This is a genomic window from Rhodophyticola sp. (assembly GCF_965284195.1).
GTDB lineage: Bacteria > Pseudomonadota > Alphaproteobacteria > Rhodobacterales > Rhodobacteraceae > Rhodophyticola.
Genome location: NZ_CBDIRM010000001.1, coordinates 3,690,827 through 3,706,350 on the forward strand (window position 1 = coordinate 3,690,827; position 15,524 = coordinate 3,706,350).

The window sequence follows — 15,524 nt, forward strand, 5'->3', positions numbered from 1 at the left end:
TTCACAGTTTCAGCGGTTACTCTTCGAGCGCGACGTTGTAGAAGAACATCCGTCCATCACCTCGGGGTTGGAAGCCCGTGAGCCGCGCGTCGACGCCGTAAATGTCGACGCCGCCATACAGGAAGACAATCGGTGCCAGTTGATGCATCAGCGCCATCAGGTCACGGTAGATTTGCGCACGTACCTCTGGATTGACCTCCGTCGCACCGGCTTCGATCAAGGCATCCATTTCGGCGTTCGCAATCGGGCTGTAACGCCAGTCGGAAAGATACTGCGAGGCTTGAAAGCCTGGATCGTCCTGCGGGGCAAGCCCGACAAAATACATCGGTGCCAGCTCCATGGTCCGCAATTGGCGCAGGAACTCGCCCGGCTCCAGCAAGATCAGTTCTGCCCTGACGCCGACTTCGGCCAGCATCCCTGCCACCGCCTCGCAGACCTCACGGTCTTGCGCATAGCGACCCGACGGACATTTGAACGTGATATCGAAGCCGTCCGGATACCCCGCCTCTGCGAGCATCTCGCGCGCTCTCTCAGGATCGTAGCCGTAGTCATCAAGATCGGTGTTGAATCCGGGCTGCGGCTCGCGCAACACCTGTCCATGCAGAGGGATTGCCCGGCCGAAGAACAGTGCGTCAATGATCACCTGCGTGTCGATCGCATAGTTCAATGCCTGCCGGACCGTCACGTCTTGCAGCGGGCTCACATACTGTTCGTGCGACGCCAGACCGATCTGATAGATGCGGTAGCTGGGAACCGTTACCAGTGACACGCTACCCTCGTTCTCGAGTACCGGGATCGCCGACACCGGCAGATCCTTTACAACCTGGAATTCGCCCGTCTGAAGGCCCGCCAGCCGCGCCGAGTCCTCAGGGACCGGGCGCCACACAAGCTCGGTAATCCCCGCTGGAGCCTCGCCCCAGTAGTCGGGATTGGCGGACATCACCAAGCGGTCGTCGCGTACCCAGCTTTCGAAGACAAAGGGTCCTGTGCCGATCGGATTCTGACCGTAGGCTTCCAGCCCGACCTCGTTCCAGTATGCCGGCGGCACCACCGAGATCTGACTGAGCGCCAGCATGAAAGCGGGAAAGGTGTTCGAAAGCATGATCCTAACAGTAAGGTCATCAACCTTTTCGACCGACGCAAACAAGTTCGACACCCGCGAATAGGCTGGCGTTTGATCTTCATCCATGAAGATCTCGATGGAATGCACGACAGCGTCGGCGTTCATCGGCTCGCCGTTGGTAAAGCTTACACCCTCGCGCAGAGCAACCAGCGCTTCGGTGGGAGACACCATCTCCACCCCGGTCGCCAGCAACGGTTCGATCACGCCGGTGGCGGGATTTTGCCAGAACAGCGCCTCGACCATTGCAGAACCCGCGTTGAGATTGTCCGAAGCCGTCGTGCCGTTGGGCCACAACGTTTGCGGATCGAAATTCTGGGCAATGGTGATGGTTTCCGCATCCGCCGCACCTGCACCGAGCAACGACGCCGACACCAGCGCAACCGTGGCCGTCTTCCTTAGCAATGTTCCGATCATTTTTTGCTCCCTTTTCGAGACGGGCAGAGTGCCTGCACCTTTTTTAGGTGACTAACTTCTTGGGCTCTGCAAGCTGGCTCTTGTGAATGTTTTGGATACTGACAGCCGATTTGTGAATTTACAACGAAAATCTTCACCAATAGACTGGTGATGAACGAACCCATTCAGCGATGCGGATACCAATGATGCAGGAAGCAAGTGAACTAGGGAGTTTGTTTAGGGATAAACTGGCAAATGCGATCGCCAGCGTCGACAGGTGGATCGGTTTGCCGGTTTGGCTGATGCGCACGATTTGGGGGCTGGCGCTCAAGTTACTGGTGGATCCAGGTCGGAATGCCGGCAAACACATGTGGTCGGTGTCGAGATGAGTGTCCTCTTCGCGCCTGTCTCGGAAAAGCCGCCGGAATCCACACTAACAACGCAAAATAGCATTCAACTCTATGACCGGCTGGAAACCAGCGGATCGGAACGCGAATGGAATATCCCGCCCACCGAAGGCAAGCGGTGTGAGCCGCAGTTTTTGCATCTGTTGGCCAGCGGTGAAGACGCATGCAACCTCAGCCCGCTTGGCGGCAACGAAACCGGGTGCGTCATGGCCGCCAACGCTGCGTCGCAGTTGGTAGATCATGGCTATCTGGTTGGATTACATGATATTTTCGTAGTTTCGGGCCAACAGTGTTTTCAAGTGCTCAACACAGGCGGGCACCTGGCTCGTATCTCGTGGGCGTTGTTCGGATTCAACGCACAGCAAACTCCGCTCCCAATCGAAATCTCAGGAAAACAATCTCAAGAAAAGGACGCGTCAGATGTCGAAGCAATGGACCCTGGATGGCTTGAACTGCGCCAACGTAAATCGCGAGCAAATGGAAAAGACACTGAAAGGTGGTGTGCATGCCCTCAACTGCACTTCCATGCGACCCTATGCGAGCTTGAGTGAAAGTCTTGTGCAGCTTGAAACGATTCGCGCTTCAATCGCTGCGATGGACGATCTTGCCTTGGTCGCGCGAAGCGTCGCGGACATCGAGGATGCCGTTGAAACCAACCGTGTTGGCGTCATCTTGGGCACGCAGAATTCCACGATGATCGAGGAAGACACCGCGCTTTTGGCGTCGATGAAAGAACTGGGTATCCGCATCCTGCAACCCAACTACAACAAGCCGAACCGCTACGCGTGCGGCGCGCCGCAGACCGGACCGGCTGACACCGGCATGACAGAAGCCGGCACAGAATGGCTCGAAGAGATGCACCGGCTACGGTTGGTGGTGGACCTGTCGCATTGCGGCCACCGCAGCACCAGTGACTTCATCGCCGCGTCGCGCGGGCGGCCACTGGTTGTTAGTCATGCCAACGCTTACGCGGTCTGCCCCAGCCCCCGCAACAAGACCGACGAACACCTTCGCGGTGTGGCCGAGACCGGTGGACTGACAGGTGCCGTGATGTGGACCCCGGCGGTGCGCCATGATCAGCGGCCAAGCATGGAAGACTACATCAACCATGTTGACCACATGGTGAAGGTCGCCGGGATCGAGCATGTTGCCTTTGCCTCCGACACTACGGAATCGCCGGCTACCGGCCCAGAGGTCTGGGACCGGACCTTTGGCCCCAACGGCACAGATCAGAACATCACCGGCATCCTGGGCGACTGGTTCACTTACGAAAATCGCCTGAACAGTGATTTCCAATCGCTGAGCCACACGCCTCGCGTGTGGGAAGGGCTCGAAAACCGCGGCTACAAGGAGGACGCGATCGAGAAGATCATGCGTGACAACTGGCTGCGTGTTCTGAGTGACATCTGGGGCGATTGAAAACTGCAGCGCGCAAGCGGTAACCTGCTGTTCTCGTGGCCACGCAGTCCGTTTTGAATTCGAGAAAACGTTAGAGAGCATTCTGAAGCCTTTTGACCCGAACGCTAACTATCGTCTCTGGGAGATATGAGCATCTATCCGGCTCCGGGGTTGTGTCTGCCACTGGGGCAGGAGACAGATGAAGATTGTCGACGATGATCGAAAGGGCGTCCCGCCGCAGCCTGCGACCTGGCCTCCCAAGCATATCGGGACTCGCATTCAGGCTTCGGGTCTACGGTATCCTCCTGCACCGGCCGTGCAGCGGACTGGCCATTGGGCGACCGTGGGCGCGCGATCAGACCCTGCCGCACAGTCGACGTCGCACGAGAACTTGTCCTTCCGGATTGTCCCGATTATTCTCCTTGCACCAACCTGCACGGGGGAGTCTCTCCCGGCCGCTTTTGCCTTTCTGCTCATACCTACGCGACAGGCACGTCCATATCCCATCGCCAACTGCGGCGTGGGCAAAATGTTCGTTTCGACGGCTTCCGACAAAAGCGCTTCGGTCCTTTCGCGGACTGGCACTGTGCAGAAACTTCAAGGAGGCTGTGACGATACGTCGACGGCAGGATCAAGATGACGACGTCAGTTCCCACTTCCGAAACAAATGAACGGCGATTCCGCCGGACAAGTGACGTGGAAGTACAGCAAGGACTGGGTGCGCTGGCCCGGATCACGCGGATGTGCATACAATACCCGTGGCGTGCCGGTCTGGCCTTCACCGCTACTCTTGCCGCCGTGGTGGCGCAACTGGCGATCCCGGTCATCCTTGGCCGCGCGGTCGACATGACCCAGGCATCCGAAGGGGATGTATTCGAGGCCGGGCCGCTGGTCGCCGTGGCGCTGATGCTTCTGGGCGCGAGTGTCCTGCGCGGGCTGTTCACGCTGGTGCAGAATTACACAGCGGAATCGCTCGGCCACGCGCTCGCCCACGATCTGCGCAACATGATCTATGACAAGATACAGCGACTGCCATTCTCCTTTCATGACCAGACCCATTCGGGCGATCTGATCACGGTCGGAATGCTCGACCTTGAAGGTGTGCGGATGTATTTCTCGACCGCCCTTGTCCGGACCTTTTTCCTGATCCTGCTAATCGGGATCGGGGCGTGGCTTTTGCTGTCGACGAACGTCGTTCTGGCCTTTCTTGCCCTTTCCTTCGTGCCCTTCGCGGCCTGGCGCAGCACGGTCATGCGGCTGATACTGCGGCGCACATGGCTCATCTTGCAGGAAAAGCTAGGTGTTCTAAGCCAGGTGATGGAAGAGAATCTTGCAGGCATCCGCGTGGTTCGCGCATTTGCCGCAAGGGATTACGAAATGGCCAAGTTCGAGCGCGCATCCAAAACCGCGCTGGAGTTGAGCCACCAGCGCATTAATGTGCGCGTGACCAATACGTCGATCATGACCTTGGCGTTTTTTACCGCGATGGGGCTGGTTCTGCTGTATGGTGGACGTCAAGTTGCGGCGGGCGAAATCACCGTCGGCACGCTGGCCACGTTCCTGACCTTTATGACAATCCTTCAGATGCCGGTGCGACAGCTTGGCATGATGGTTAACGCCTATGCCCGCGCCTCGACCTGCGGAGCACGCCTGTTTCAACTGATCGACATGCAAGAAGAGATCTCGGACGCGCCCGGTGCTCGCGATCTTGAGATCACCGAGGGTACGCTCAGGTTGGAAAACGTCGGCTTCAGCTATCAGGGGGCGGGGCGGCACGCCTTGTCGGGCATCAGTCTGGAAGCCAAGAGGGGCGAGGCGATCGGTATCGTTGGTCCACCGGGCTCGGGCAAGACGACGCTGATGCATCTGATCCCCCGGTTCTACGACGTGACCGAAGGGGCGATCCTGATCGACGGGCAGGATATTCGCGACGTCACGTTGTCATCCGTTCGCCAGGCGGTGGCAGTGGTGCAGCAGGATTCCTTCCTGTTTACCACCACGATCGAAAACAACATCGCATACTCGACGCCCTTCGTTGAGGACGCGCGAATTCGCAATGTCGCGGAATCCGCACAGTTGCACGACTATGTTCTCGGATTGCCAAGCCAATACCACACGATCGTCGGCGAGCGGGGCGTATCCCTGTCTGGCGGGCAGCGGCAACGCCTGTCAATTGCGCGCACGTTGATGATGGAACCCTCGGTTTTGATCCTTGACGATTCCACCGCTGCCATTGACGCCGGCACCGAAAGCCGGATCCGTGCTGCGATGCGCGACTACGCAAAACAGCGTGTGACGCTGATCGTTGCGCATCGACTGGCCAGCCTGATGCATGCCGACCAGATCCTTTTCGTCGATGACGGGAAGGTCGTGGAACGTGGGACCCATGACGAGTTGCTCGCACTTGGCGGCCGGTACAAGGCGCTGCATGACTTACAGATGCGCCCCGACGCCGATGTGCTTGACGAGATGGCAGGTGTTCAATGAATGACTCGGCAACAGGAGAACCACGCGATCCCCATGATGACGGGCGGCCGAAAATGCGGGCGGTCGTCGGATCGACCCGGATCGAAGAGGAGATCTTTGGCCGCGCCTTCGATGGTAACGTGATCCGGCGGATCTGGCGTTTTGTAGCCCCTTATCGCCCGCAGGTGGTCATTGCGGTGCTGGCGGCGCTGACCTTCACCCTTTCCCAACTATCGATCCCGCTGCTGATCCAGTACGCAATCGACAACGGCATGACGCCCGGCGCGGATGCCGGGACGCTTTGGAGGATCATGGCGCTTTTCGTGGTGGCGATCTTAGTGAATTTCTCAGCGTCTCTTGTCCAAGAAAAGGTAACGGCCCGTACGGCTGAAAACGTGCTCTTCGACATTCGATGGCGCATGTTCGAGCATCTGCAACGAGTGTCCCTGTCATTCATGGACAAGACCGAGGTCGGGCGTTTGATGTCGCGTCTGCAGGGCGATGTGAACTCGATGCAGGAATTCTTCGAAACCTCGGTGCAGTCGGTCGGTGACATCGCCCTACTGGGCGGCATCGTCGTGGCGATGCTCTGGCTGGATTGGCAGCTGGCGGCAATGGTTCTGTTGGTGTTGCCGGTACTGTTTGGGGTGCGGGTGCTGTGGCTGGCTCGCGCGCGGGCAGCGTTCATGGCGGCCCATGAAGCAAACTCGGTGGCCAATGGGGCGCTGGCCGAAGCGATTCACGGTGTCCGCGCGGTGCAGGCGCTCGACCGTGCCGGGTTGAACGCCGATCTCTATGGCAAGCTGGTGGGCAACGCTTACCAGGCACAACTGCGCGCCTCCCGGCTGGCACAAATCATGATCCCGATCGTCGACGGCCTGACCGGCATCGCGATGGCCGTGGTCGTCATCGCCGGTGGCCTGATGGTAGCGTCGGGCCGCGTCGAGGTCGGCGTCATGGTGGCCTTCCTGTTTTACATCCAGCGCTTCTTCGATCCGATCCGATCGCTGACCATGCAATACTCCGTAATGCAGCGCGCCATGGCCTCGGGGCATCGGTTGACAGAGGTTTTGGATGTCTCAGTGGACGTGACCGACGCGCCGGATGCAGTCGCGCTAGGTGCAGCCGATGACGGGTCAGTGGAATTCCGCAATGTCACCTTTGGCTATGATCCGCAGAACCCGGTCCTCAAGAACGTCAGCTTCAAGGTGAAATCCGGCGAGCGTGTTGCGCTTGTCGGGCCCACCGGATCCGGTAAATCAAGCTCCATTTCCCTGATTCACCGATTCTACGACGTGATGGACGGCGCGGTTCTGGTTGGGGGGCGCAATGTCCGGACCGTCACGCAGGACAGCCTTGGGCGCCACATCGCGATGGTCCTGCAAGAGCCATATCTCTTCACCGGCACGATCTTGGAAAACATCCGCTATTCCTCCCACTGGGCGTCAGATGCGGATGTGACCGAAGCCGCGAGGGCCGTGGGGGCGCATGATTTCATCGAGGCCATGCCGCAGGGTTACCAGACCGTGCTCGATGAACGCGGCGGCAACCTAAGCCTTGGGCAGCGCCAATTGCTCAGCTTCGCCCGGGCGCTGGTTGTTGATGCGAAGATCCTTGTGCTCGACGAGGCAACCGCCAATATCGACAGTTACACGGAAATGCAGATCCAGAAGGGGCTGCAGACGCTATTGGAGGGGCGCACGGGCATTGTAATCGCGCATCGGCTCGCGACCATTCGGAATGCGGACCGGATCGTCGTGCTGCAACACGGCGTGAAGATCGAAGAGGGCGACCACGAGGCTTTGATGGCTGACAAGGGGCTCTATTCGCGGCTATTTGAGTTGAACTATGCCAGCTTTGACGACCTTCCGGCGGACCTGACATTGAAGGACCGCGCTACCGCTACGTAATGTCGTAGGATCGGTGAGTCGTTTCCGGATTGGGCTCTCTGCTGCCATCCGAGGCAACGCGGCAGGCTGTGATATGTTGCCTTGGTCAACGTTGGGTTGTCGTTGTGGGAGGGCATGGCGGATCGGAGGATCAGTCATGGAAACGCCAAACCTACCGGCCATTCGCGCTCTTCGTCCAGCTTGGAACAAGGGTCGCATCGTAGGACAAAAGCGACCACTAAAACCGAAACACGTCTGGGCAATCCGCGTTAGACTCGAGCTGGCCGAGAACCACCGCGACCTCGCACTCTTCAATATGGCAATCGACAGCAAACTCCGAGGTTGTGATCTAGTTAAGATGAAGGTGGTCGATGTCATGGCGTCGGGCCAAGTCAAAGAGCGCGCGTCCGTTCTTCAGAGTAAAACCCAGAAACCGGTTCGCTTTGAGATATCCGAAGGCACCCGGGCATCGGTCGAGAAATGGATGGAAGACGAGCTGATGGTTGGCTCAGAGTACCTTTGGCCAGGCCGCTTTCATGAGCGTTTGCACATCTCGACCCGCCAATACGCACGTATAGTCAGGGACTGGGTGACATCAATTGGCCTTGAGGCAAGCGCCTACGGAACACACTCGATGCGGCGAACCAAGGTTACTCAGATCTACAAGAAAACCGGGAACCTTCGAGCCGTCCAACTTCTACTCGGCCACACCAAGATGGATAGCACGGTCCGATTGCACTATACCATCCTCTAGTACTGGTATGCCACAACTGGACACTAAAAATTGTTACAATGAAAGTTCGGTTCGAGCCCAATCGGAATGGATAACTCCATTTCGATGGAACACACTAAAAAAATGAGAAGCAGCGCTGCAAAAGATTAATTGCGGCTCAACGACTGTTGCGAGTCTTTCGAACACAGTGAGAGCTAATGATGGGCGAGCGTTTTCATGAATTCCTTGCGAGGCAACGGATCAACGTATGAAATCGCGTTTGATAGTTAAGAATACCCGCCCCGATGAGTACGTATCAGACGGAAGTAGGAATCAGTAATTCCTTTCTTTGAAAAATGCTTTTCAAGCTTTTTCGTACCGTTCGCGATGAGACGCGCTGCCAGCTCTTGATCTTCCATCAGCCGCTTGATGCCAACTACCAACGCATCACAGGAAAAGTCAGGCAACAGGAGCCCAGTCTCGCCATCCTCGATCAGCCATTTGGGACCCGGCGCAGGCGTCGAGATCACCGGTACACCACAGAGCCACGCTTCTAGGACCACGTTACCCAGAACCTCGTGGGTGGAAGTGACACATACCGCGTTGGATTTGGCAACCCAGTCGAGCGGCCTGTCCACCCAACCCGTGATCTGCAGGCGGTCGGTGACATTGAGTTCTTCCGCCAACGCTTCGAGCCCCGCACGCTGTTCCCCATCGCCCACGAGGCATAGGGCGCTGCCCTCCACCTGTGCCATCGCACGGATCAGCGTTGCGAAGCCCTTGAGTTCCACGAACCGCCCCGCTGCGCTAAGTATGAAACAGCCTTTTGGCAAGTCGAAGGATATGGCGTCCGGTTTGGCCTCCCCCTCGCGTGGGAAGTTCGAGATAATCTCGATCGGGCGGTCCCAGCCCAACTCTTGCAGGCGGGCTTGAACGCCCGGCGTGTTTCCGATCATGCAGTCGGCGCGCTGAAAGTGCTTGATATGGCGCGGGTAGTCCCCAAGCCGAACAAGCTTGGCCGGCCCGTCGGCCTTTGGCAGCAGGGTCGCGGCCTTCGGCATCCAGGCAACGACCGCATCGGGTTGCCAGTCGCTTACCTGCCGGTCAACCCACCGCTGAAGGAGCGCTCGAACTGGCGCAAAGCGAGGATAGTTGACCTCCTTCACATTACCGAGCGCACGAACCTGGTTTGCCCAACTGCGCCTAGGCCGGATCAAGAAACGCTGCTCAACACCTGCCTCCGCCATGCTCTGGCAGAGCGAAACAAAGAAGCGTTCGGCCCCACCCTCTTTGCCGAAATGAATATGAAGTACGCGCCTTGGAATGTCTTGTGCCTTTGACACCTGTTTTCACCAGCCTTTCCGTTTTTTGACTACTTTAGCGTAAAGCCTATCCCCCGGTAGGCTGCATCGCCTAGAGGCGGAAATCACTCTCGTCCTCTGGGAAAACACTCTTCAGGTCACAGAACATGTGCTTCTTTCTACCGAGAGCATGCAACGCGGCGGCCCCTCCCGCTCGAAACGCGCCGTGGGCAACGGCTAAAACGACGACATCATAAGCGTTGTTCTCAGGTTCTGCCACCAGCTCGATCCCGTACTCCGCCCTTGCCTCACCTACGTCGACCCAGGGGTCATGCACGTCCACCTCAACGCCGAAGTCCGCGAGCTCACGTACGACATCGACCACGCGCGTGTTGCGCAGATCGGGGCAGTTCTCCTTGAAGGCCAGCCCGAGGACCAGCACGCGCGCCCCGTGGACATGGATTCGGCGCTTGAGCATCGCCTTGACCAAGCGACCCGCGACGTAGCTCCCCATCCCGTCATTGATCCGGCGCCCGGCGAGGATCACCTGCGGGTGGTATCCCAAAGCCTCGGCCTTGTGCGTCAGATAATAGGGATCGACGCCGATGCAGTGCCCACCAACGAGACCGGGCCGGAAGGGCAGGAAGTTCCACTTCGTACCCGCGGCGCGGAGCACGGCATCCGTGTCGATCTCCATCCGGTTGAAGATGATGGCCAACTCATTGACCAGGGCGATGTTGAGGTCGCGCTGCGTGTTCTCGATGACCTTGGCGGCTTCTGCCACGCGGATGCTGTCGGCCTTGTAGGTGCCGGCCTCGATGATCGAGGCGTAGAGCGCGTCGACCTTGCCTGCTATCTCTGGCGTGGAACCTGAGGTCACTTTCAAGATGGTGGTGAGACGGTGCTGCTTGTCGCCGGGATTGATCCGCTCAGGGCTGTAGCCGCAGAAAAAATCCTCGTTGAAGGTCAGACCGGAGACCCGCTCGAGAACCGGCACGCAGTCCTCTTCCGTCGCACCCGGATAGACTGTGCTCTCGTAGATGACGATGTCGCCCCTCTTGAGGGCGCGCCCCACCGTCTCGGAGGCCCTCAAAAGTGGTGTCAGGTCCGGGCGTTTGTGGGCATCGATGGGCGTAGGCACCGTGACGATGAAGACCGTCGCGTCCTGCAGATCCGTTGGATCGGAGCTGAAGGCGAGGTACTGCGCCTCTGCGAGTTCCTCAGCCTCAACCTCCCGCGTGTGGTCGCGTCCTTCGCGGAGCTCCGAGATGCGTTTTTCATTGACGTCAAAGCCAATCACCCGCCGCTTCTTGCCGAACTCGACGGCGAGTGGCAGGCCCACATAGCCCAGCCCAATGACGACAATCACCGCACCGTCGATGCTCACATCACTTCCCATGATACTCCCTGAACCAGTCGACAAAGCGATCAATCCCATCTCGGAACGGCGTTTGTGGACGGTAGCCCGTCAGGCTTTGCAGGAGGGACGCATCCGCCCAGGTGGCCGGCACGTCACCCATCTGCATCGGCATGTAATTGCGGGTGGCTTTCTTCCCTAGGCTCTCCTCAATCGCGTCGATGAAGTCGAGAAGCCGCACCTTCTCCGAGTTTCCGATATTCACGATCCGAAAGGGCGCGACGGGCGAGAGACTGTCGCCCGTAGCGATGTCGTCTTTCGAGGCGGGGCGCTCCGGGATCGCGTCGATCAGGAGGCGAATTCCGCGCACCAGATCATCGACGTAGGTGAAGTCGCGATACATGTCGCCGTTGTTGTAGATGTCGATCGGGCGGTCATCGAGGATCGCATCGACGAACTTGTAGAGCGCGAGATCGGGCCGCCCCCAGGTCCCGTAGACCGTGAAGAAGCGAAACATCGTCGTCGGCAGGCCCCAGAGATGCGCATAGGCGTGCGCCATGCTCTCATTGGCCTTCTTCGTGGCGGCATAGATCGTGAGCTGCGTATCGGCCTTCTCGGTTTCCGTGAAAGGCATCTCGTCATTGGCGCCGTAGACCGATGAGGTCGAGGCCATCAGCAGGTGCCTGACCTCGAGCCGGCGCGCGGCCTCCACTACGTTGAACGTGCCGATCACATTGGCGTCGAGATAAGCGCGGGGGTTCTCCAGGCTGTAGCGCACGCCCGCCTGGGCTGCGAGATGGACGATGACATCGGGCTGGAACGCGTCGGCCACGCGGTCGACCGCCTCCTGGTCCTCGAGCATCGCTTCCGTTGCGGCGAAGCCGGGCTTTTGCAGGAGCATGTCATGGCGGCGACGTTTCAGGCGGACGTCATAGTAGTCCGTAATCCCGTCAAACCCATGAACCTCGAACCCCTCATCGAGCAGGAGCCGCGCGAGGTGGAAGCCGATGAAGCCGGCGGTTCCGGTGATCAGAACTCGCGTCATGCCGCAATAATCAGATGCTTGCCTGAGCAAATCACACCACTAACCCTCCACCCTTCAGGCTCAAGAGCACTGGCCCCTTGAGTCGATCGCTATCCCAGTATTTGTTTACTCCGACGGCCATCAGTACGCGAGCGCGAAAGAGGCCATCACCTTGCCGCAACGTCAACCACACATGACGACATACCAAAGCGCCACTGTCGTTTGAATTGGAGGCGAATCCGTTTTGATAATTTTTGACCTGCTCCCCTGAAACGTCCTCGATTTGAGGTTAGCCTGTTCTCCAATTGAGGAGACAGACGATGAAGAGATCACGGTTCAGCGAAGCGCAGGTCATTGGCATCCTGAAGGAGCATCAGGCGGGCGTGAGCGCGCCGGATCTGTGCCGGAAGCACGGGATCAGCGATGCGACCTTCTACAACTGGCGTCGCAAGTATGGCGGCATGGAAGTCGCCGATGCCAAGCGGCTGAAGGCGCTGGAAGCCGAGAACGCCAAACTGAAGAAGATGCTTGCGGAGCAGATGATGGATGTAGCGACGCTGAAAGAGATGCTCGGAAAAAACTTCTGAGGATGAGCCATGCCGCGCCATTGGTCCGAGCGACAATGGCGAATGTTCGAGGAGGAACGCTGTGGACTGGGCCATGAAGGAGAAGAGCTACTCGCAAAGGCGGGCCTGTGCGCTTGCGGGGATCGATCCGCGTGTCTATCGGCGCCGCTCGAAGCGTCCGGCTGATACGGCGCTGCGGGCTAGGATGAAGGAACTGGCCTCGGAGCGGCGGCGGTTCGGCTACCGGCGGCTGCACATCCTGTTGAAGCGGGAGGGCTGGGAAGTGAACTGGAAGAAGCTCTACCGGCTCTACCGCGAAGAAGGGTTAACCGTCCGTAAACGGGGCGGACGCAAGCGCGCGATCGGTACCAGGGCACCGATGACCATCCCTCAAGGTCCGAACCAGCGCTGGTCGCTCGACTTCGTATCAGAGGCGCTGTCGGATAGTCGCCGGTTCCGCATCCTCTGCGTGATCGACGACTTCAGCAGGGAATGCCTGGCGACGGTCGTGGACACTTCGATCTCCGGCATCCGGGTTGCCCGCGAACTTGACCGGATCGCCGAGATGCGCGGCTTCCCCTGCATAGTGGTCAGCGACAACGGAACCGAGCTGACATCGAATGCAATGCTGAAATGGCAGGAGGATCGCCAGGTCGAGTGGCACTACATCGCGCCGGGCAAACCGATGCAGAACGGCCTAGTCGAGAGCTTCAACGGTCGCCTCCGGGACGAGTGCCTCAACGAGCACCTGTTCCCGACCTTGCGCCAACGACCAGTACATCTGCCCGGAAGGCTTCGCGCTCAAGCAGTTCCGCCGGAATTACTCTGATTCCAATCGAGGCAAAGACATCCGGGGCACTCGAAAATACCGGGCACTCAAGTCCGATTGCGAGCGATGTCCTTCGAAAGAAAAATGCTGCCCTAATGCGAACTGCAGATCTATCAGCCGGGAAGAACATGAGGACGCTCGGGACTTCGCCCGCTCCAGCAGGAAGACGAAAGCGTACAAAGTCAGCCGCGACAAACGGAAGAAAGTTGAGATGCTCTTTGCGCATCTGAAGCGCATCTTGAACCTGACCAGGTTGCGATTGCGAGGCCCCAACGGAGCCAAGGACGAGTTCCTTCTCGCAGCTATCGCACAGAACCTCAGAAAGCTTGCCAAGCTCAGGCCCAAACCCGTCCAAACTGAGGCCGCAGCATGATCTGACCGGTCAAATTAGCCCAATTGGGTGTCGGCCGGACCAGCATCCGGGGCAAACAGCTCACTGGTCTTGCCCCCTGCAACTGGTCCGAGCTGAGTGCGAAATTTTGGGTACATTTCTGGCAACAGAGGAGTGTACCGATGCCGAAGAAACGCTTTAGCGATGAGCAGATTGCCTTTGCCTTGAGGCAGGCGGAAGCCGGAACCACGGTTGGTGAGATTTGCCGAAAGATGGGGATTGCGGAAGCGACGTTCTATCGCTGGAAGAAGGTCTATGCGGGCATGGGCGTGTCGGAGATCCGAAGGCTAAAGCAGCTCGAGGATGAGAACGGCAAGCTGAAACGTCTGGTCGCGGATCTGACCCTGGACAAGACTATGCTTCAGGATGCGCTGCGAAAAAAGTGGTGAAGCCTGTCCGCCGTCGCGAGGTTGTCCGGCACTATCAGGACGTGTTTGAGGTGTCGGAGCGCCGGGCGTGTAATGCCATGGGCTTTGGGCGGGCTTCTCACCGATATCAATCCAGGCGTGATCCGGCGGTGGAGTTGCGGATGCGCCTGAAAGAACTGGCCGAGAGCCGCGTGCGGTATGGATATCGTCGTCTGCATATCCTGCTGCAACGCGAAGGCTGGCAGGTGAACCACAAACGCCTGTATCGCCTTTACTGTGAAGAAGGCCTGTCGATCCGGACGCGAAGCCCGAAACGACGACGTGCCTGCCGATACCGATCCGGCCGATCGAATGCCGACGGCATGAACGATGTCTGGGCGATGGACTTCATGTCAGACCGGCTGTTCGACGAGAAACCCTTCCGGATTCTGACCATCGTGGATTGCTTTACGAGAGAAGCTCTCGCGACCTCTGCGAGGACGAACTTCCGGGCTTACCAGGTGATCGACGAACTGGACCGGCTCGCGCGGATCAGGGGCAAACCTCGAAGCATTCGCTCAGACAATGGACCGGAGTTCGCCGGCCGGCTGCTCGACCAGTGGGCCTACCTGAACAAGGTCGAGTTGGACTTCTCAAGACCCGGGCAACCAACAGACAATGCCTGCATCGAGGCGTTCAACAGCCGCCTTCGGCAGGAATGCCTCAACGCGTCTTGGTTTCTTTCCATGGACGACGCTCGAACCCGGATCAACAGTTGGAGAACCGATTACAACGAAACCAGGCCGCATTCGTCGCTCGGAAACTTGACGCCGAACGAATTTACGGCCCAACTGAAGGAAACCCGAAAGGTCGCATGAAGACCGGACCAAAAACAGGGTGAACCCCAGCGTGCGTGATGATCGTTCGCGTCACGGAGCGGGGTAGGGGGCATGGCCAGCTACCACCTCTCTGTGAAGACGATCAAACGCAGCGCCGGGCGCTCCGCCACGGCAGCGGCAGCCTACCGTGTCGGGGAGCGCATCGAGTGCCAACGTGAAGGCCGCGTCCACGACTATGCCTCACCCTTCTGGATGACGATCCGCCACGCCAACGCACTAGAGGCCAAGGTCCGAAAGGGCGAGAAATCTTCTGTCGTCGTCTATTACGGTCAGGCGCGATCTCGCGAAGACGAGAAGGAGGCCGACGACCCGAACGAGGAGACCGCGTCGACCGGCTTCCGGTTTCAGAAGGCGTATCGCGTGTTCAATGCTGATTGGGTGGATGCTCCCTCCCGCAACGGCATCGCGATGTGCCAAACTGG

Annotated in this window: 10 protein-coding genes and 3 pseudogenes; 9 read left to right on the forward strand and 4 right to left on the reverse strand. The window is 58.8% G+C overall.

Translation table 11 applies throughout. The features are described 5' to 3' along the window. Positions 1–16: 16 nt before the first annotated feature. The gene (locus tag ACQ651_RS18500) at positions 17–1,537 is read right to left on the reverse strand and encodes an ABC transporter substrate-binding protein (protein ID WP_430450095.1); all 1,521 of its coding nucleotides are present in this window, start codon (positions 1,535–1,537) and stop codon (positions 17–19) included. Between the two features lie 364 nt (positions 1,538–1,901). Between ACQ651_RS18500 and ACQ651_RS18505 the strand changes: the two genes are divergently transcribed. From ACQ651_RS18505 to ACQ651_RS18525, 5 genes are all read left to right on the forward strand, one after another. Then, on the forward strand, positions 1,902–2,474 hold the full coding sequence (locus tag ACQ651_RS18505) for a hypothetical protein (protein WP_430450096.1): 573 nt from the start codon (positions 1,902–1,904) through the stop codon (positions 2,472–2,474). Then, positions 2,401–3,342 carry a dipeptidase gene (locus ACQ651_RS18510; protein ID WP_286193624.1) on the forward strand — a complete coding sequence of 314 codons (942 nt, stop codon included), beginning with the start codon at positions 2,401–2,403 and terminating at the stop codon, positions 3,340–3,342. The genes ACQ651_RS18505 and ACQ651_RS18510 overlap by 74 nt, the downstream gene beginning before the upstream one ends. A 675-nt stretch (positions 3,343–4,017) precedes the next feature. After that, positions 4,018–5,808: an ABC transporter ATP-binding protein gene (locus tag ACQ651_RS18515; RefSeq protein WP_227287963.1), complete on the forward strand. Its 1,791-nt coding sequence runs from the start codon at positions 4,018–4,020 to the stop codon at positions 5,806–5,808. A gap of 119 nt (positions 5,809–5,927) precedes the next feature. Beyond that, positions 5,928–7,697, forward strand: a complete 1,770-nt coding sequence (locus ACQ651_RS18520; RefSeq protein ID WP_430450097.1) for an ABC transporter ATP-binding protein — start codon at positions 5,928–5,930, stop codon at positions 7,695–7,697. 136 nt (positions 7,698–7,833) lie between these two features. Continuing rightward, the gene (locus ACQ651_RS18525; RefSeq protein ID WP_375550878.1) at positions 7,834–8,430 is read left to right on the forward strand and encodes a tyrosine-type recombinase/integrase; all 597 of its coding nucleotides are present in this window, start codon (positions 7,834–7,836) and stop codon (positions 8,428–8,430) included. 245 nt (positions 8,431–8,675) lie between these two features. Here the strand turns inward: ACQ651_RS18525 and ACQ651_RS18530 are convergent, their stop codons facing one another. From ACQ651_RS18530 to ACQ651_RS18540, 3 genes are all read right to left on the reverse strand, one after another. After that, positions 8,676–9,731 carry a glycosyltransferase gene (locus tag ACQ651_RS18530; protein WP_375550879.1) on the reverse strand — a complete coding sequence of 352 codons (1,056 nt, stop codon included), beginning with the start codon at positions 9,729–9,731 and terminating at the stop codon, positions 8,676–8,678. A gap of 70 nt (positions 9,732–9,801) precedes the next feature. Next, entirely contained in the window at positions 9,802–11,088 is a 1,287-nt protein-coding gene (gene tviB / locus ACQ651_RS18535; protein WP_430450098.1) for a Vi polysaccharide biosynthesis UDP-N-acetylglucosamine C-6 dehydrogenase TviB, read from the reverse strand. Continuing rightward, entirely contained in the window at positions 11,078–12,091 is a 1,014-nt protein-coding gene (locus ACQ651_RS18540; RefSeq protein ID WP_375550881.1) for an NAD-dependent epimerase/dehydratase family protein, read from the reverse strand. The genes tviB and ACQ651_RS18540 overlap by 11 nt, the downstream gene beginning before the upstream one ends. Before the next feature lie 299 nt (positions 12,092–12,390). Between ACQ651_RS18540 and ACQ651_RS18545 the strand changes: the two are divergent. From ACQ651_RS18545 to ACQ651_RS18560, 4 genes and pseudogenes are all read left to right on the forward strand, one after another. Next, a pseudogene (locus tag ACQ651_RS18545) lies at positions 12,391–13,402 on the forward strand (IS3 family transposase); the annotation flags it as partial. 1 nt (position 13,403) lies between these two features. Continuing rightward, positions 13,404–13,838, forward strand: a pseudogene (locus ACQ651_RS18550) (transposase); the annotation flags it as partial. Between the two features lie 140 nt (positions 13,839–13,978). After that, positions 13,979–15,081, forward strand: a protein-coding gene (locus tag ACQ651_RS18555) for an IS3 family transposase (protein ID WP_430450099.1) whose coding sequence is annotated in 2 segments (ribosomal slippage) — positions 13,979–14,231 and positions 14,231–15,081 — 1,104 coding nt in all. Because the reading frame shifts where the segments join, the coding sequence is not laid out codon by codon here. 72 nt (positions 15,082–15,153) lie between these two features. Then, positions 15,154–15,474: pseudogene (locus ACQ651_RS18560) on the forward strand (ArdC-like ssDNA-binding domain-containing protein); the annotation flags it as partial. Positions 15,475–15,524 lie beyond the last annotated feature (50 nt).

What these genes read in the sequence shown, in the direction of transcription:
- ACQ651_RS18500 (WP_430450095.1), bottom strand. Translation starts at nt 1,537, where the DNA reads ATGATCGGAACATTGCTAAGGAAGACGGCCACGGTTGCGCTGGTGTCG.
- ACQ651_RS18505 (WP_430450096.1), top strand. Translation starts at nt 1,902, where the DNA reads ATGAGTGTCCTCTTCGCGCCTGTCTCGGAAAAGCCGCCGGAATCCACA.
- ACQ651_RS18510 (WP_286193624.1), top strand. Translation starts at nt 2,401, where the DNA reads ATGGAAAAGACACTGAAAGGTGGTGTGCATGCCCTCAACTGCACTTCC.
- ACQ651_RS18525 (WP_375550878.1), top strand. Translation starts at nt 7,834, where the DNA reads ATGGAAACGCCAAACCTACCGGCCATTCGCGCTCTTCGTCCAGCTTGG.
- tviB (WP_430450098.1), bottom strand. Translation starts at nt 11,088, where the DNA reads ATGGGAAGTGATGTGAGCATCGACGGTGCGGTGATTGTCGTCATTGGG.
- ACQ651_RS18540 (WP_375550881.1), bottom strand. Translation starts at nt 12,091, where the DNA reads ATGACGCGAGTTCTGATCACCGGAACCGCCGGCTTCATCGGCTTCCAC.